We start from the raw sequence: 16504 nt of genomic DNA on the forward strand, positions 1-16504 counted from the left end.
CTCCCCACCGCCGTGGGCCCGTTACTCCTGCTTCTTGCGTCTGGTCCCGAACACGATCTCGTCCCAGCTCGGCACCGCCGCGCGCCGCCCCGGTCGGACGCCGTCCGCCTCGGCCTGGCGGTCGGTCGCGCCGATCAGACGGTCGCGGTGGCCGTTGACCGACCGTGGCATGAGGACGTCCGCGTAGGCGGAACCGGCCGAGGCCGCGGGGGCCGCGGACTCCTCCTCCGCCACTTCCTCGGTGGAGACGGACTCCTCCTGCGGTTCGGCGGAGGGCAGTTCGGGCACCACCAGGTCGCCCCGGTAGCTGGGGACGGCCTCCAGGATGCTGGTGAGCGAGTCGCGCTCGCTCACGATCTCCTCGTCGGCCTCGGACGGCGCGGGCAGGACGGGACGTTCCGCCTGGCGGTCCAGGGGGCGGTCACGGGGCAGCCGCGCGATCCTCGGCACGAACGGGAAGCTCGGCTCGGGAGTCCCGAGGTCGTCGGACTCGCCGATCAGCGAACGGGCCTCGTCGTCGACGGCCTGGACGAGCCGCCGGGGCGGGTCGTACGTCCAGCTCGCCGAGTGCGGTTCGCCCGCGACGCAGTACACCAACAGCACTTCCCAGGTGCCGTCGTCGCGGCGCCACGAGTCCCACTGGACGGTGTCCTTCTCGGCGCCGCGCAGCAGCAGTCGCTCCTGGACGGCCTCGCCGAGCTGGGGCCCGGCGGCGTTCTCGCCGGGGCGGCGGACCGGGGTCTTGCGCGCCCGCTCGGCCATGAAGGCGCGCTCGGCGAGGACGGGACCCTCGAACCGGCGGACCCGGTCGACGGGGATGCCGGCGAGCTGCGCGACCTCCTCGGCCGTGGCGCCCGCGCGTATCCGCGCCTGGATGTCACGGGGGCGGAGATGGCTCTCCACCTCGATCTCGATCTGACCGAGGCGGGGACGGTCGCCGCGCACGGCGGCACGCAGCCGTTCGTCGATCGGAAGCGTGTACTCCGTGGAATCGGCAGCCTTCAGCACCAGCCGTGTGCCGTCATTGGAGACGGCCACGACACGCAGTTCGGGCATGGGGACCTCCCGGGTGGTGCCTGCCGACGTCACGTGCGTCGCTGCTTCCGCTAGTCGAGTGTGGCCTGCCCGGGTGCAGCCTGCCACAACCTTGCCGAGTTGCCCGGCGTGTCGGGCGTGAGCCCGAGGCCGCCGTTATGGCACGGTTATCAATTCGCAACGCTAAGTGACGAACCTCATCACCCTGTGCAACGATCCCCCTCCCGGCGGTCCTCGAAGGCCCCGGACACCCTGGCGGGAGTCCGGACCCAGGGCTCGCAACAGTACTCCATTCGGGCCACTTGCGTGGATCGGCACGCCGCCCAACTTCTCACGACAGACGTCGATCCGCCGCCGGAACAGACCATTTCGTGCCCCCGGGAGGGACGTGCTTCACATGATCGCCAGAACCGCCCGCCGGGCTACGCGCCGAGCACCCGGCGCAAGTAGTCGTTCTGGAAACGCCGTTGGGGGTCGAGCCGATCACGCAGCGCGGTGAACTCGCCGAAGCGGGGGTACACCTTGGCGAAGTAGTCCGTGTCCCGCGTGTGCACCTTTCCCCAGTGCGGCCGTCCCTCGTGGGCGGTGAAGATCCGCTCGGCGGCGGTGAAGTACGCCTGATAGGGCGTGCCCTTGAACATGTGCACGGCGACATAGGCGCTCTCGCGGCCGGACGCGGTGGAGAGCGTGATGTCGTCGGCCGGTGCGGTGCGCACCTCGACGGGGAAGCTGACGCGCAGGTTCGAACGGTCGACCATCGCCTTGAGTTCACGCAGCGTGTCCACCACGGCCTCGCGCGGAACGGCGAACTCCATCTCCACGAACCGCACTCGGCGCGGAGAAGTGAAGACCTTGTAGGGGATGTCCGTGTAGGTCCGCGCGGACAGGGCGCGGCTGGAGATCTGCGCGATCGTCGGGATGGTGGCGGGAACCGCCTGCCCGACCCAGTTGGCCACCTGGAAGACGCCGTTGGAGAGGAACTCGTCCTCGAACCAGCTGTTCAGCTGTGGTACCGGCTTCTCGGGGCCCGCGCTGCGGTTGTTGCGCTTGGTGTTGGTGTTGCCGGTGTGCGGGAACCAGTAGAACTCGAAGTGCTCGTTCTCGGCGTGCAGTTCGTCGAACTCGGCCAGCACCCTCTCGAACGGCATCGGTTCCTCGCGTGCCGTGAGCAGGAAGATCGGCTCCACGGCGAAGGTGATCGCGGTGACGATGCCGAGGGCGCCGATGCCGACGCGGGCGGCCGCGAAGACATCGGGGTTCTCCGTCGCGGAACAGGTCAGCACCGAGCCGTCGGCGGTGACCAGTTCGAGCCCGCGTATCTGGGCGGCGATCGAGGCCGAGTCGCGGCCGGTGCCGTGGGTGCCGGTGCTGGTCGCGCCGGAGACCGTCTGCTCCATGATGTCGCCCATGTTGGTGAGCGAGAGCCCCTCGCGCGCGAGCGCCAGGTTGAGCCGCTTCAGCGGAGTGCCGGCGGCGACCGTGACGGTCATGGCCTCACGGTCGATCTTGCGTATGCCCGTCAGCAGTTGAGGGCGGATCAGCACGCCGTCCGTCGCGGCGGCCGCGGTGAAGGAGTGGCCCGTCCCGACGGCCTTCACCCGGAGGTCGTCCTCGGCCGCCTGCCGTACGGCCGCGGCGAGTTCCTCGACGGTGGCCGGGGTGACCTCCCGTACGGGGCGGGCGGTGACGTTCCCCGCCCAGTTACGCCACGTGCCGCTCTTCCCGATCACTGTGGTGCTCATGGGGCCCTCCCCGCCTTGGAGCCGGCCTGCGCAGCCGGCGGTACCCGAGAAAACCGACCGCGACCGCGACGGCTCCGGACGCCGCCGGAACCACGTACCCCGCCTTCGCCCCGGCCGCGTCGATCACCCAGCCGGAGACCGAGGACCCGAGCGCGACCCCGACCGCGAGCCCGGTGCCCACCCAGGTCATGCCCTCGGTCAGTTGCGTGCGCGGTACGTGCTCTTCGATGAGGGACATCGTCGTGATCATCGTGGGTGCGATGGACAGGCCCGCCACGAAGAGCGCCACGGCCAGAAACGGCAAGTTTCCGACCAGTAGGAGGGGGATCATACTCACGGCCATGCCGCACACGCCCAGCAGCCATCGACGTTCCGCCGCCCCGGAGAAGCGCAGCAGCCCGAACACGATGCCCGCGGCGCAGGAACCGGCCGCGTAGAGGGCGAGGACCACGCTCGCGGCGGCCTTGTGGCCCCGCTCCTCGGCGAAGGCCACGGTGACCACGTCAACGGCTCCGAAGATCGCTCCGGTCGCCACGAACGTCGCCACCAGGACCTGCAGTCCGGGTGAGCGCAGCGCCGATCGGCCCTTGTCGTCCCGCGCGCGCGGGTGCGGCGCCGGTTCGGTGGCGCGTTGGGCGGTCAGCCAGAAGACGCCGGCCGCGAGGAAGCAGGCGGCGAGCAGCGGTCCGGCCTCCGGGAACCACGCCGTGGACAGCCCGATGGAGATGATCGGCCCGAAGATGAAGCACACCTCGTCGACGACCGACTCGAAGGAGTACGCGGTGTGCAGTTGCGGGGTGTCCCGGTAGAGGGCCGCCCAACGCGCCCGGGTCATCGCCCCGAGACTCGGTACGCAGCCGATGCCGGCCGAGCAGAGGTACAGCACCCAGTCCGGCCAGCCGTAGTGGGCGGCGACCAGGAGTCCCGCGGCGGCGGCCAGCGCCACCAGGGTCGCCGGGCGCAGCACCCGCCGCTGACCGTACTGGTCCACCAGGCGCGAGATCTGCGGGCCGAGCACCGCGGCGGACAGCGCGATGGTCGCCGAGAGCGCGCCGGCCAGGCCGTATCGGCCGGTGAGCTGGGAGATCATCGTGACCACGCCGATGCCCATCATGGACAGCGGCATCCGGCCGAGGAGACCCGCGGCGGTGAAGCCCTTGGTGCCGGGGGTGGCGAACAGGGCGGTGTAGGGGCTGGGCACGGGGGCTCCGGTCGTTCCGGTAAGCGGAGAGGTGAGTTCCTCGTAAGGCGCGAACTCCGTCGATACAGCTTACGAGTGAGGTAACCCTAAGTCATCCGCGGGGATGGGCCGGGATCCCGCGCGTCGGTGCCGGGTGGGAGGATCGGAGACATGCCACACGCGCACGACGCCACCCCCTACGACGCCCTGCTCCTGCTCTCCTTCGGCGGCCCGGAAGGCCCGGACGACGTGGTCCCGTTCCTGGAGAACGTGACACGGGGTCGCGGCATCCCCAAGGAGCGCCTCAAGGAGGTCGGGCAGCACTACTTCCTGTTCGGCGGGGTCAGCCCCATCAACGACCAGAACCGCGCCCTCCTGGACGCCCTGCGCAAGGACTTCGCCGAGCACGGCCTGGATCTGCCGATCTACTGGGGCAACCGCAACTGGGCGCCCTATCTGACCGACACCCTGCGCGAGACGGTCGCCGACGGCCGCCGCCGCGTCCTGGTCCTCGCGACCAGCGCGTACGCCTCGTACTCGGGCTGCCGCCAGTACCGCGAGAACCTGGCCGACTCGCTCGCCGCGCTGGAGGCCGAGGGCCTGGAGCTGCCGAGGATCGACAAGATCCGGCACTACTTCAACCACCCCGGCTTCCTGGAGCCCATGATCGACGGCGTCGTGGAGTCGCTCGCCGACCTTCCCGAGGACGTCCGCGACGGCGCGCACCTCGCCTTCTGCACGCACTCCATCCCGAACGCCTCGGCGGACAGTTCCGGCCCGGTCGAGGACCACGGGGACGGCGGCGCGTACGTCGCGGAGCACCTCGACGTCGCGGAGCTCATCGCCGACGCCGTGCGCGAGCGGACCGGTGTCGCGCACCCCTGGCAGCTCGTCTACCAGTCCCGTTCCGGCGCCCCGCACATCCCCTGGCTGGAGCCGGACATCTGCGACCACCTGGAGGAGCGGCACGCGGCCGGCGTCCCGGCCGTCGTGATGGCACCCATCGGGTTCGTCTCGGACCACATGGAGGTCCTGTACGACCTCGACACCGAGGCCATGGCCAAGGGCGAGGAGCTGGGCCTGCCGGTCCGCCGCTCGGCCACGGTGGGCGCCGACCCCCGGTTCGCCGCCGCGATCCGCGACCTGGTCCTGGAACGAGCGGCGGTCGAGCGCGGCGAGGCCGGGGTCACCCCCTGCGCCCTCGGCAGGCTCGGCGCGAGCCACAACCTGTGCCCGGTCGGCTGCTGCCCGGCCAGGACCCCGCAGCCCGCGGCCGCGGGCGCCGACAGCCCGTACGCGTGAGGAGCACCGTGACCGACCAGCCCGAGCGTCCGGCCGGCCTGAGGGCCGAACTGCTGGAGACAGCCCTGGACGCCGCCCGCCGCGCGGGGGACTTCCTGCGCGACGGGCGGCCCGCCGATCTGGGCGTCGCCGCCACCAAGTCCAGCGCGGTCGACGTCGTCACCGAGATGGACATCGCCTCCGAGAAGCTGATCACCGGCCTGCTGGCCGAGCGCAGGCCGCACGACGGCGTGCTCGGCGAGGAGGGCGCCAGCGTCGAGGGCACCAGCGGGGTCCAGTGGGTGATCGACCCCCTCGACGGCACTGTCAACTACCTCTACGGACTGCCCAGTTGGGCCGTATCCATCGCCGTCCGGGTGGACGGCGAGACGGTCGTGGGCGTGGTCCACGCCCCGGTGCGCGGCGAGACCTTCCGGGCCGTCCTCGGCGAGGGCGCGTTCCTGAACGACCGCCCCGTGCGCGTGCGACCCGCCCCGGAGCCGGAGCTGGCCCTCGTCGGCACCGGCTTCGGCTACCTCGCCGAGCGCCGGGCCAAGCAGGCCGACGTGTTGCGCGAGCTGATCCCCCACGTCCGGGACATCCGGCGCGGCGGCTCGGCCGCGATCGACCTCTGCGACGTGGCCGTGGGCCGCCTGGACGCGTACTACGAGCGCGGTCTGAACGCCTGGGACTACGCGGCGGGTGACCTCATCGCCCGGGAGGCGGGCGCCCTGACCGGTGGCCTCCCCGGAGAGCCCCTGTCGACCGACTTGACCATCGCGGCCCCACCGGGCCTCTTCGAGGCCCTCCAGACCCGCCTGGAAGCCTTGGGCGCCTGGCACGACTGAGGGCGCCCACGGCGAGTGAGCCGCGTCCCGGCGGCGAACCGAGCCCCGAAAGGAAACAAGACCCCGGCCTGGATTGCCGGGGTCCTGCTTCATGCGCGCGGGCCGTGGATCAGACGCTGTACGCGCCGACCTCCACACCGTGGTCGGCGGCGAGGCGGCGCAGGTCGTCGAGCTCGCCCTGCTCCACCTCGACGAGGAAGTCGTCGCCCTCGTCGCGAGCCCTGGTCAGGTCGGACTCGGTCGCCCTTATGCGCTGCAGAAGTCCTGCGGTGAATGCGTCCATGCTGCGCCCCCTCGTCCTGGGTCGTGGGTCGTTGGCACGGGGGTGTGCCGTTCGGAAGGGGCGATCACGTCTCCTGTGGATGCCCAGCGCCACCCCGGCCGGGCGGCGACGGTGCCGGACACCCACGCCCACTCTGCGGAAAAGCGGATCACCCGTACCGCATGGTGGTGCGGCACAAGCAGAGCGTGATCGCGGGGTGTAAAGCCGTCCTCCCCCCGGTCCCTCCGATGGAAACCTCAACCGGACGAAAAAGTCCCGCATTCCCGCCCGAGTGCCTTCGCCCTTTCTGCCGTGGGTCGTCTTACAGCCGACTTACGGCCGAAAAAGGCAGGATGGAGGTCACACACCCACGAACGCCCTGCCCAAGCGCGCCTGTGACGCGCTACGCGGGTGGACAGAGGAAGGACAAGCGACGTGCGCGTACTCGTCGTCGAGGACGAGCAGCTGCTCGCCGATGCGGTGGCCACCGGACTGCGCCGGGAGGCCATGGCCGTCGACGTCGTGTACGACGGTGCGGCCGCCCTGGAACGCATCGGCGTCAACGACTACGACGTGGTCGTCCTGGACCGCGACCTCCCCCTGGTCCACGGCGACGACGTCTGCCGCAAGCTCGTCGAGCTCGGCCTGCCCACGCGCGTGCTGATGCTCACCGCGTCCGGCGACGTCAGCGACCGTGTCGAGGGCCTGGAGATCGGCGCCGACGACTATCTGCCCAAGCCCTTCGCGTTCAGCGAGCTCATCGCACGCGTGCGGGCCCTCGGCCGGCGTACGAGCGTGCCGCTGCCGCCCGTCCTGGAGCGCGCCGGCATCAAGCTCGACCCGAACCGCCGCGAGGTCTTCCGCGACGGCAAGGAGGTCCAGCTCGCGCCGAAGGAGTTCGCGGTCCTGGAGGTGCTGATGCGCAGCGAGGGCGCGGTCGTCTCGGCGGAGCAGCTCCTGGAGAAGGCCTGGGACGAGAACACCGACCCGTTCACCAACGTCGTCCGCGTGACGGTCATGACTTTGCGCCGCAAGCTCGGCGAACCGCCGGTCATCGTCACCGTGCCCGGTTCCGGCTACCGGATCTGATCCGCCATGGCCACCACCCCCGCGCCCCCGCTGGCGCCCCCGAAGCCCACCTGGGACCCCAGGCGGCCCCAGAACCCGCTCCCGTGGCTGCGCCCGACCATCCGGATACGGCTCACCCTGCTGTACGGCGGCATGTTCCTCATCGCCGGGATCCTGCTGCTGTCGATCATCTACCTGCTGGCCGCCCAGGCCGTGAACACGGGAAACGCGCCGCTGTTCAAGATCGTGGGCGGCACGGACATCAGTGTCACCAGCGAGAAGTGCCCCGCGGTCGCGGGCTCGACCAATGTGCGGCTGGCGGACTTCAACGCCGCCATCTCCGACTGCATCGACGCCCAGCGCCAGGTCGCCCTGGACACCCTGCTCAGCCGGTCCCTGCTGGCCCTGCTCGGGCTCGCCGTGATCGCCTTCGCCTTCGGGTACGCGATGGCGGGCCGGGTGCTCGCGCCGCTGGGCCGGATCACCCGCACCGCGCGCGCGGTGGCCGGCTCGGACCTGTCCCGCCGTATCGAGCTGGACGGCCCGGACGACGAGCTGAAGGAGCTCGCGGACACCTTCGACGAGATGCTGGAGCGGCTGCAGCGGGCCTTCACGGCCCAGCAGCGCTTCGTCGGGAACGCCTCGCACGAGCTGAGGACACCGCTCGCGATCAACCGCACGCTCCTGGAGGTCCACCTCTCCGACCCGAACGCCCCGACCGAACTGCAACAGCTGGGCAAGACGCTGCTGGCCACCAACGAGCGCAGCGAGCAGCTCGTCGAGGGACTGCTCCTGCTGGCCCGCAGCGACAACCAGATCGTCGAGCGCAAGCCGGTGGACCTCGCCGAGGTGGCCTCCCAGGCCATCGACCAGGTGCGCTCCGAGGCGGACGCCAAGAAGGTGGAGATCCGCGGCGAGCGGGCCCCGGCGGTCGTGCAGGGCAACGGCGTCCTGCTGGAGCGGATCGCCCTGAACCTCGTCCAGAACGCCGTCCGGTACAACGTGCAGGGGCCGGGCGGTTGGGTGGAGGTCACCACGGAGCTCCAGCACGGACAGGCCCTGCTGGTGGTCACGAACACCGGGCCCGTGGTCCCGGCGTACGAGATCGACAACCTTTTCGAGCCGTTCCGGCGGCTGCGTACGGAACGCACGGGCAGCGACAAGGGGGTGGGCCTCGGCCTGTCGATCGTCCGGTCCGTGGCCCGCGCCCATGGCGGCCACATCGCCGCCCGGCCACGTGAGGGAGGTGGGCTGGTGATGCGAGTGACCCTTCCGGTCTGAGACCATGACCCCCGGTTTCCGGAGCGTGTTCGCTTTACGCGGAATTTCCCGGGAGCCTGATCGAATCGGTCGTGCACGACCGATGTGTGATCGATCACAAGGGCGAATTTCCAGCCATCTACCGAGCGTGATCATGTGGCCGCCGTAAAGCCGGGAAAATCCGGGTTTTCGGGGGTTGAGATCACGGGAAGTACATGCTGAGGCGCCTTTGATATGCAGCCTCAGGACCGTGTACGGTCCCGTTCGCCATCCAAGCCGATCACTCATGGGGAGTCCGGTTGGGTGTCGATTGAGTAACAGACCTTGATGTGAGGCAAAATCTCCGCCTCAGGTCGGGCACAAGTCCGGCCTCTCACGCGTTACGTGCGCTGGAGACACCGCAGACACCCAGAGGGGGAGAGCGACATGGCAACGGATTACGACACCCCACGCAAGACCGACGACGACGTCGACTCGGACAGCTTGGAAGAGCTCAAGGCTCGCCGGAACGACAAGTCGACGTCCGCCGTGGACGTAGACGAGTTCGAGGCTGCCGAAGGCCTGGAACTGCCCGGGGCCGACCTCTCGAACGAGGAGCTGGCCGTCCGGGTGCTGCCCAAGCAGCAGGACGAGTTCACCTGCATGAGCTGCTTCCTGGTGCACCACCGCAGCCAGCTGGCCCGCGAGAAGAACGGTCAGCCGATCTGCCGCGACTGCGACTGAGGCAGGGTCGGCCGTGACTGGCTCGACCCCTCCTTGGAAGCGCCGCTCCCGCAAGGGGGCGGACCAGGGGCCGTACGACGGCTCCGACGGCGTGCGTGACCACGAGCGGGGCTCCTCCGAAGAGGGAGCGGCCTCGCTCGAACGTGCGTCCGGCGCGGCGTCGGGGGGCGCCACGGACGAGCAGGGACGCCTGCCCGTGCCTGTGGAGAATCCGGCGCCGGTCGCCAGACGGCGCGCGGCCGTCGTGCGCGACGGACTGAAACAGGGCCTCAAGGTCGGGGCCCGGAAGAGCGGTGACCGGGCCCGAGCGGGGCTTTCGTACATCACCGACCGCGTCATCGAGATCGCCCCGCGGATCCCCGTACGCGATCTCGCCACCCTGCGCGCCCAGTTCCCGGGGCTGGGGCCCGAGCAGATCGCCGACAGGCTGGTGGCGGGGGCGGCCAACGCCTCCTCCACGGTGGGCGCGGGCGTCGGTGCCGTCGCGATGCTGCCGGCGCCGCCCGCCATGCCCGCGGAGCTGGCCGCCGAGATCACCGGCGTCGCCGCGATCGAGCTGAAGCTCATCGCCGAGCTGCACGAGGTGTACGGGGTGCGGCCGCCCGGAAATCTGCGCCAGCGCAGCACCGCCTATCTGGACTCCTGGTCCGGTGAGCGCGGGATCGACGTGACCAAGCCGGCGACGATCAACTCGGCGCTCGGTGGACAGATGAAGCGGCAGCTGCGGCAGCAGATCATGAAACGGATGGTGCGGAACCTGCCGAACCTGATGCCGTTCCTGGTCGGCGCCGCGGTCGGGGCGGTCATGAACCGCCGGGACACCAAGCACCTCGCCGAGCGGATCCGTAAGGATCTGCGGCGTACGCAGGTGCCGTGGGAGGCGCTGCCGGAACTGCCGCTGCTGGAGAAGCCGGTCGATCCCCTGACGGTGGGGGAGCTGCCGGAGGAACTCGGCGGGGACTGAGCCGCGGAGCCGCCCGCTCGTCGGGCGGGCGCGGGTGAGTGGTGATCGAGCGCGCCCGTGTCCGGTAGGGAACGGCTCGGCGGCGAGGCGCCGACGAGCCGTGCGCTACGCCGCCGTCTTCTTCGCCGCTTCCAGGGCCGCGACCACGCGCTCCGGCTCCCGCGTCGACAGGTAGACGTAGGGAGTCGGGTCCGTCGGATCGGTGATCGGGATGCGGAGGGCCGTCGGGATGTAGGCGCGCAGAAGCATGAAGGCGTGGGGGTTGGCCTTGTGGGTGCGCCAGGCCTGTGCCTCCTCCCGGTCCAGGATCTCCGGTTCGCCGAGGGCGCTCACCGGGATCTTCGCCTCGCCCGCGATCAGGGAGTCGCCCACGACGCGGATCCGGACCGAGCCGTACGAACTGGTGACGACCGCCGCGACCGCGGTTCCGCCGGCGAGGCCGCCCAGGAGGGGGAGCGTGCCGAACGGCAGCAGGATGAGGGCCATCGAGACGCCGACCAGGAAGCAGACGAGCCACCACGTGCGGGGAGCGGTGAGGCGTTCTTCGTACGGCGGGACGGAGAGCTGCATGGCGTCAAGCTTGGCATGCGGACCCTCCGGCCCCGGAAGTAGGGGCGTCCGAGGGGAAACCCTGCCCGTAGGGGCGATGGCCGGACGCTGACGGACGGGTAAGGTCTGCGGCTGTGAGAGGTACTTCCGCGGCCCTGCGGCCCCCGGCGGACGCCACGGCGCCCGTACGCCATCCCGAGGCGCCCGCCCCGGGCGAGCTGCTCGGCGCACACTACGGGCAGTGTTTCGGCTGTGGTGACGAGCAGCCCCACGGGCTGCACCTGGAGGCGAGGGCCGGTGAAGGCGTCACTCTCACCGCCGAGTTCACCGTACGGCCCGCGCACCAGGGCGCCCCGGGGCTCGCCCACGGCGGGATCCTGGCCAGCGCCCTCGACGAGACCCTCGGCTCCCTCAACTGGCTGCTGCGCACCATCGCGGTGACCGGACGACTGGAGACCGACTTCATGCGGCCCGTCCCCGTGGGCACCGTGCTGCATCTGAGGGCCGAGGTCACGGCGGTGGCCGGGCGGAAGATCTTCGCGACCGCCGAGGGACGGATCGGCGGCCCCGACGGCCCGCTCGCCGTCCGCGCCGACGCGCTCTTCGTCGAGGTCAAGGTCGACCACTTCATCGACCACGGCCGCGAGGAGGAGATCCAGGCGGCGATGAACGACCCGGACCAGGTCCGGCGGGCGCGTGCCTTCGAGGTGAACCCGTGAGCGACGGTCGTGCCCCTCTCGACGTCCTGATCCGGCGCGTCGACCCCGACGTGCCGCTGCCGGACTACGCGCGGCCCGGCGACGCGGGCGCCGATCTGCGCACCACGGAGAGCCGGGAGTTGAAGCCCGGCGAACGGGCCGTACTGCCCACGGGAGTGTCCATCGCGCTCCCCGAGGGGTACGCGGCCTTCGTGCACCCACGCTCCGGTCTCGCCGCCCGCTGCGGCGTCGCCCTGGTGAATGCCCCGGGGACGGTTGATGCCGGGTACCGTGGGGAGATCAAGGTGATCGTGGTGAATCTCGACCCGTATGAAGCCGTACGGTTCGAGCGCTTCGACCGGATTGCCCAACTGGTCGTCCAGCAGGTCGAGAAGGTGCGCTTCCGCGAGGTGGCGGAGCTTCCCGACTCGGCGCGGGCCGAGGGGGGCTTCGGGTCCACCGGCGGTCATGCCGCCGTGGACGACGCAAGCGGCACAAGCAGCACAAGCGGCACAACGGGTGGGAATCGATACGCTTCGGTCGTATCCGACCGGGAAGGACAGTGACGTGTTCGGACGTCGCAAGAAGAAGGGTTCCGCTGAGGACGCGGCGGACGCGGCGAGCGAGGCCGAGCAGGTCGACGGCGTTGCCGGGGAAGCCGACGCTGAGGCGGACGTCGAGCGGGAGCGCGTGCGGCTCGAGCCCGAGCCCCGGCCGGACGGGCCGTGGGACAGCTCCGAGGTGCGCGAGCCCGGCGAGGGCCGGGTGGACCTCGGCGGCATCTTCGTGCCCGGAGTCGACGGCATGGAGCTGCGGGTCGAGGTCGCGGGCGACGCGATCGTCGCCGCGACCGTCGTGCTGCGCGACAGCGCGGTCCAACTGCAGGCCTTCGCCGCGCCCAAGCGTGAGGGCATCTGGGGCGAGGTCCGCGAGGAGATCGCCTCCGGCATCACCCAGCAGGGCGGGGTCATCGACGAGGTCGAGGGGCCGCTCGGCTGGGAGCTCCGCGCGCAGGTGCCGGTGCAGCTGCCGGACGGCACGGGTGGCTTCCAGGTGGTCCGCTTCGTCGGTGTCGACGGGCCCCGCTGGTTCCTGCGCGGGGTGATCTCCGGGCGGGGCGCGGTGGAGCCGCAGACCGCCGGGCTGCTGGAACAGATCTTCCGGGACACGGTCGTCGTCCGCGGCGAGGGCCCCATGGCCCCGCGCGACCCGATCGTCCTGAAGCTGCCGAACGACGCGCAGATGGTCCCCGAGGGAGTCCAGCAGGAGGAGCAGGCCGGGTCCCGCTTCTCCGGCGGCATGGGGCAGCTGCAGCGCGGGCCGGAGATCACCGAGGTCCGCTAGCCGTTCCGGCTGGGGCCGTCCGGGAACTGCGGGTCCGCGCGCTCGGCCGCGCAGTTCCCCGTGCCCCCCGCAGGGGTGTCGGCGTCAGGGTTGTGTCAAAGAGGCGGCCTCCGGTCGCCTCTGCCCGTTTTGCCGTGATTATTGGCCGTAAGGTCGACGCTGTGTAGGCAGTGGTCACGGGAAGACGATGGGGACATGGGACGCGGAAAGCTTCGGATCTACCTCGGTGCGGCACCGGGCGTCGGCAAGACGTACGCGATGCTGTCCGAAGCGCACCGCCGGATCGAACGCGGTACCGACTGCGTGGTGGCCGTCGTGGAGCACCACGGCCGACCGCGCACCGAGGTGATGCTGCACGGACTGGAGCAGATCCCGCGTCGGACGCTGGAGTACCGGGACACGGTCTTCACCGAGATGGACGTGGACGCCGTTCTCGCCCGACGGCCCCGGGTGGCCCTCGTGGACGAGCTGGCCCACACCAACGTGCCCGGCTCCCGCAACGAGAAGCGCTGGCAGGACGTCGAGAACCTGCTCGCCGCCGGCATCGACGTGGTCTCGACCGTCAACATCCAGCATCTGGAGTCCCTCGGTGACGTCGTCGAGTCGATAACCGGCGTACGGCAGCGCGAGACCGTCCCCGACGAGGTGGTGCGGCGGGCGGACCAGATAGAGCTGGTCGACATGTCGCCACAGGCCCTGCGACGGCGGATGGCGCACGGCAACGTCTACCAGCCGGACAAGGTCGACGCCGCGCTGTCGAACTACTTCCGCCCCGGCAACCTGACCGCGCTGCGGGAGCTGGCACTGCTGTGGGTGGCGGACCGGGTCGACGAGTACCTCAACGCCTACCGCAGCGAGCACCAGGTGTCGCGGATCTGGGGCTCCCGCGAGCGGATCGTGGTCGGGCTGACCGGCGGCCGCGAGGGGAGGACCCTCCTGCGCAGAGCCGCCCGGCTCGCCGAGAAGGGCGCAGGCGGCGAGGTCATGGCCGTCTACATCGCCCGCAGTGACGGGCTGACCTCCGCCTCGCCCAAGGAACTCGCCGTCCAGCGCACCCTCGTCGAGGACCTCGGCGGCACCTTCCACCACGTCGTCGGCGACGACGTCCCCGCCGCGCTGCTGGCCTTCGCGCGCGGTGTCAACGCCACCCAGATAGTGCTGGGCGTCTCGCGCCGCAAGAGCTGGCAGTACGTCTTCGGGCCGGGCGTCGGCGCCACCGTCGCCCGGGACTCCGGGCCCGACCTGGACGTCCACCTGATCACGCACGACGAGGCGGGCAAGGGACGTGGACTGCCCGTCGCCCGGGGTGCGCGGCTCGGCCGCGCCCGGACGGTCTCAGGCTGGCTGGTCGGGACGGTGGGACCCCTGCTGCTCGCGCCGCTGCTGGCCGCCTTCGAGACCGACCTGGGTCTCGCCAACGACATGCTGCTCTTCCTGACGCTGACGGTGGCCGCGGCCCTGCTCGGCGGTCTGCTGCCCGCCCTGGCCGCGGCCGTGCTCGGCTCGCTGCTGCTCAACTGGTTCTTCACCCCACCGGTGCACACGCTGACGGTCGACGACCCGACGAACATCGTCGCCATCGTGGTCTTCATAGGCGTCGCGGTGGCGGTGGCCTCCGTGGTGGACCTCGCGGCCCGGCGCACCCAACAGGCGGCCCGGCTGCGCGCCGAGTCCGAGATCCTGTCCTTCCTGGCGGGCAGTGTGCTGCGCGGCGAGACCAGCCTGGAGGCCCTCCTCGAACGGGTGCGCGAGACCTTCGGGATGGAGTCCGTGGCCCTGCTGGAGCGCGAGAGCGATGTCGACCCGTGGACCTGCGCGGGCAGCGTGGGCCCCCGGCAGATGGACCGTCCCGAGGCCGCGGACGTGGACATGCCGGTCGGGGACCACATGGCGCTCGCCCTCTCCGGACGCGTCCTGCCCGCCGAGGACCGCCGGGTGCTGGCCGCGTTCGCCGCCCAGGCCGCCGTCGTCCTGGACCGCCGACGCCTCCAGCAGGAGGCCGACCAGGCCAAGGCGCTGGCCGAGGGCAACCGCATCCGCACCGCGCTCCTCGCCGCCGTCAGCCACGATCTGCGCACCCCGCTGGCCGGGATCAAGGCCGCCGTGTCGTCGCTGCGCTCCGACGACGTGGCCTGGTCGCGGGAGGACGAGGCCGAACTGCTCGCAGGGATCGAGTACGGCGCCGACCGGCTCGACCACCTCGTGGGCAACCTCCTCGACATGTCCCGGCTGCAGACCGGCACGGTCACCACACTGATCCGCGAGATCGACCTCGACGAGGTGGTGCCGATGGCGCTCGGCGGTGTCCCGGAGGGCAGTGTCGGGCTGGAGATCCCCGAGAGCCTGCCCATGGTCGCCGTCGACCCCGGGCTGCTGGAGCGCTCGGTCGCCAACATCGTCGAGAACGCCGTCAAGTACAGTCCGCCCGGGACGCCCGTCCAGGTCTCCGCGAGCGCCCTCGGCGGCCGTGTCGAGGTGCGGGTCACCGACCGCGGCCCCGGCGTCCCCGACGAGGCCAAGGACCGCATCTTCGCCCCCTTCCAGCGCCACGGCGACGCCCCGCGCGGAACCGGCGTCGGCCTGGGGCTCGCCGTCGCCCGGGGCTTCGCCGAGGCCATGGGCGGCACGCTCGACGCCGAGGACACCCCCGGCGGAGGGCTCACCATGGTGCTCACCGTACGGGCAGCGCCCAACGGCTCCGGGCCCGATACGGCCTCGTCGGGCACCGGTCCGGCCGTGGACGCGTCTACGTCGGCGGGCGCCGCCCCGTCGGCGGACACGGCCGACGACGCGTCGGGCGGCACGCCCACATCGGCAGAGAGGCGAACCGGATGAGGCGGTCCATATGACCAGGGTGCTCGTGGTCGACGACGAGCCGCAGATCGTGCGTGCGCTCGTGATCAATCTGAAGGCCCGCGAGTACGAGGCCGACGCCGCCCACGACGGGGCGACCGCGCTCGCACTCGCCGCCGCCCGGCACCCCGACGTCGTCGTCCTCGATCTCGGACTGCCCGACATGGACGGCGTCGAGGTGATCAAGGGGCTGCGCGGCTGGACCCGGGTGCCGATCATCGTGCTCTCCGCCCGGCACACCTCCGACGAGAAGGTCGAGGCCCTGGACGCGGGCGCCGACGACTACGTCACCAAGCCCTTCGGCATGGACGAGCTGCTCGCCCGGCTGCGCGCCGCCGTCCGGCGCGCGGAGCCCGTGGGCGGCGAGGAGGGCGACGTGATCGTGGAGACGGACGACTTCACCGTCGACCTGGCCGCGAAGAAGGTGAACCGGGACGGCAGGGACGTCCGGCTCACCCCCACCGAGTGGCACCTCCTGGAGGTCCTGGTCCGCAACACCGGGCGTCTGGTCAGCCAGAGGCAGCTGCTCCAGGAGGTGTGGGGGCCGTCGTACGGGACGGAGACCAACTACCTGCGGGTCTACATGGCCCAGCTGCGGCGCAAGCTGGAGGGCGACCCGTCGCGGCCCCGGCACTTCATCACCGAGGCGGGGATGGGATATCGCTTCGAGAAGTGAGACGCGGTGCGCGGATGCCGC

Annotated in this window: 16 protein-coding genes; 11 read left to right on the forward strand and 5 right to left on the reverse strand. The window is 71.2% G+C overall.

Annotated elements, in window-relative coordinates; translation table 11 throughout:
- Window positions 1-21: 21 nt before the first annotated feature.
- The 3 genes from sepH to RM704_RS14970 all read right to left on the reverse strand — a co-directional run bounded on the left by sepH (window position 22) and on the right by RM704_RS14970 (window position 3978).
- On the reverse strand, window positions 22-1056 hold the full coding sequence (gene sepH / locus RM704_RS14960) for a septation protein SepH (RefSeq protein ID WP_033525183.1): 1035 nt from the start codon (window positions 1054-1056) through the stop codon (window positions 22-24).
- A 401-nt stretch (window positions 1057-1457) separates the two neighbouring features.
- The gene (locus RM704_RS14965) at window positions 1458-2777 is read right to left on the reverse strand and encodes a D-arabinono-1,4-lactone oxidase (RefSeq protein WP_033525184.1); all 1320 of its coding nucleotides are present in this window, start codon (window positions 2775-2777) and stop codon (window positions 1458-1460) included.
- On the reverse strand, window positions 2737-3978 hold the full coding sequence (locus RM704_RS14970) for an MFS transporter (protein ID WP_033525185.1): 1242 nt from the start codon (window positions 3976-3978) through the stop codon (window positions 2737-2739). Before RM704_RS14970 ends, RM704_RS14965 begins: the two co-directional genes overlap by 41 nt.
- Window positions 3979-4128: 150 nt before the next feature.
- Between RM704_RS14970 and RM704_RS14975 the strand changes: the two genes are divergently transcribed.
- Window positions 4129-5259 (forward strand): ferrochelatase, encoded by a 1131-nt coding sequence (locus tag RM704_RS14975; protein ID WP_033525186.1) that lies wholly within the window; start codon window positions 4129-4131, stop codon window positions 5257-5259.
- An 8-nt stretch (window positions 5260-5267) separates the two neighbouring features.
- Window positions 5268-6086, forward strand: coding sequence for an inositol monophosphatase family protein (locus RM704_RS14980; protein ID WP_033525273.1), 819 nt, complete (start codon window positions 5268-5270; stop codon window positions 6084-6086).
- 109 nt (window positions 6087-6195) lie between these two features.
- Here the strand turns inward: RM704_RS14980 and RM704_RS14985 are convergent, their stop codons facing one another.
- Window positions 6196-6369, reverse strand: coding sequence for a hypothetical protein (locus tag RM704_RS14985; RefSeq protein ID WP_192829560.1), 174 nt, complete (start codon window positions 6367-6369; stop codon window positions 6196-6198).
- Window positions 6370-6783: 414 nt separating this feature from the next.
- Between RM704_RS14985 and RM704_RS14990 the strand changes: the two genes are divergently transcribed.
- From RM704_RS14990 to RM704_RS15005, 4 genes are all read left to right on the forward strand, one after another.
- Complete coding sequence (locus tag RM704_RS14990) at window positions 6784-7437, forward strand: response regulator transcription factor (RefSeq protein WP_009340866.1); 654 nt, start codon at window positions 6784-6786, stop codon at window positions 7435-7437.
- Window positions 7438-7443: 6 nt separating this feature from the next.
- Window positions 7444-8697, forward strand: coding sequence for a sensor histidine kinase (locus tag RM704_RS14995; protein ID WP_033525187.1), 1254 nt, complete (start codon window positions 7444-7446; stop codon window positions 8695-8697).
- Between the two features lie 405 nt (window positions 8698-9102).
- On the forward strand, window positions 9103-9399 hold the full coding sequence (locus tag RM704_RS15000) for a DUF4193 domain-containing protein (protein WP_005481602.1): 297 nt from the start codon (window positions 9103-9105) through the stop codon (window positions 9397-9399).
- Window positions 9400-9412: 13 nt separating this feature from the next.
- A complete protein-coding gene (locus RM704_RS15005; protein WP_192829561.1) occupies window positions 9413-10363 on the forward strand; it encodes a hypothetical protein in 951 nt (316 codons plus the stop codon).
- Between the two features lie 105 nt (window positions 10364-10468).
- Here RM704_RS15005 and RM704_RS15010 read toward each other — a convergent pair whose 3' ends face one another.
- Complete coding sequence (locus RM704_RS15010; protein WP_033525188.1) at window positions 10469-10933, reverse strand: DUF3093 domain-containing protein; 465 nt, start codon at window positions 10931-10933, stop codon at window positions 10469-10471.
- Window positions 10934-11046: 113 nt separating this feature from the next.
- Here RM704_RS15010 and RM704_RS15015 point away from each other — a divergent pair, with 113 nt between their 5' ends.
- From RM704_RS15015 to RM704_RS15035, 5 genes are all read left to right on the forward strand, one after another.
- Complete coding sequence (locus RM704_RS15015) at window positions 11047-11631, forward strand: PaaI family thioesterase (protein ID WP_033525189.1); 585 nt, start codon at window positions 11047-11049, stop codon at window positions 11629-11631.
- Window positions 11628-12176, forward strand: coding sequence for a dUTP diphosphatase (gene dut / locus RM704_RS15020; RefSeq protein ID WP_033525190.1), 549 nt, complete (start codon window positions 11628-11630; stop codon window positions 12174-12176). Before RM704_RS15015 ends, dut begins: the two co-directional genes overlap by 4 nt.
- Before the next feature lies 1 nt (window position 12177).
- Window positions 12178-12954 carry a DUF3710 domain-containing protein gene (locus RM704_RS15025; protein WP_033525191.1) on the forward strand — a complete coding sequence of 259 codons (777 nt, stop codon included), beginning with the start codon at window positions 12178-12180 and terminating at the stop codon, window positions 12952-12954.
- 195 nt (window positions 12955-13149) lie between these two features.
- Complete coding sequence (locus RM704_RS15030; RefSeq protein WP_033525192.1) at window positions 13150-15789, forward strand: sensor histidine kinase; 2640 nt, start codon at window positions 13150-13152, stop codon at window positions 15787-15789.
- Window positions 15790-15799: 10 nt separating this feature from the next.
- A complete protein-coding gene (locus RM704_RS15035; protein WP_033525193.1) occupies window positions 15800-16483 on the forward strand; it encodes a response regulator in 684 nt (227 codons plus the stop codon).
- Window positions 16484-16504 lie beyond the last annotated feature (21 nt).

Source organism: Streptomyces gottesmaniae, from assembly GCF_031845845.1.
Taxonomy (GTDB): Bacteria; Actinomycetota; Actinomycetes; order Streptomycetales; family Streptomycetaceae; genus Streptomyces; species Streptomyces akebiae.

Excerpts from the sequence above, each read along its gene's own strand:
- sepH (WP_033525183.1), bottom strand. The coding sequence starts at position 1,056 with ATGCCCGAACTGCGTGTCGTGGCCGTCTCCAATGACGGCACACGGCTG.
- RM704_RS14965 (WP_033525184.1), bottom strand. The coding sequence starts at position 2,777 with ATGAGCACCACAGTGATCGGGAAGAGCGGCACGTGGCGTAACTGGGCG.
- RM704_RS14975 (WP_033525186.1), top strand. The coding sequence starts at position 4,129 with ATGCCACACGCGCACGACGCCACCCCCTACGACGCCCTGCTCCTGCTC.
- RM704_RS14985 (WP_192829560.1), bottom strand. The coding sequence starts at position 6,369 with ATGGACGCATTCACCGCAGGACTTCTGCAGCGCATAAGGGCGACCGAG.
- RM704_RS14995 (WP_033525187.1), top strand. The coding sequence starts at position 7,444 with ATGGCCACCACCCCCGCGCCCCCGCTGGCGCCCCCGAAGCCCACCTGG.
- RM704_RS15000 (WP_005481602.1), top strand. The coding sequence starts at position 9,103 with ATGGCAACGGATTACGACACCCCACGCAAGACCGACGACGACGTCGAC.
- RM704_RS15010 (WP_033525188.1), bottom strand. The coding sequence starts at position 10,933 with ATGCAGCTCTCCGTCCCGCCGTACGAAGAACGCCTCACCGCTCCCCGC.
- RM704_RS15030 (WP_033525192.1), top strand. The coding sequence starts at position 13,150 with ATGGGACGCGGAAAGCTTCGGATCTACCTCGGTGCGGCACCGGGCGTC.
- RM704_RS15035 (WP_033525193.1), top strand. The coding sequence starts at position 15,800 with ATGACCAGGGTGCTCGTGGTCGACGACGAGCCGCAGATCGTGCGTGCG.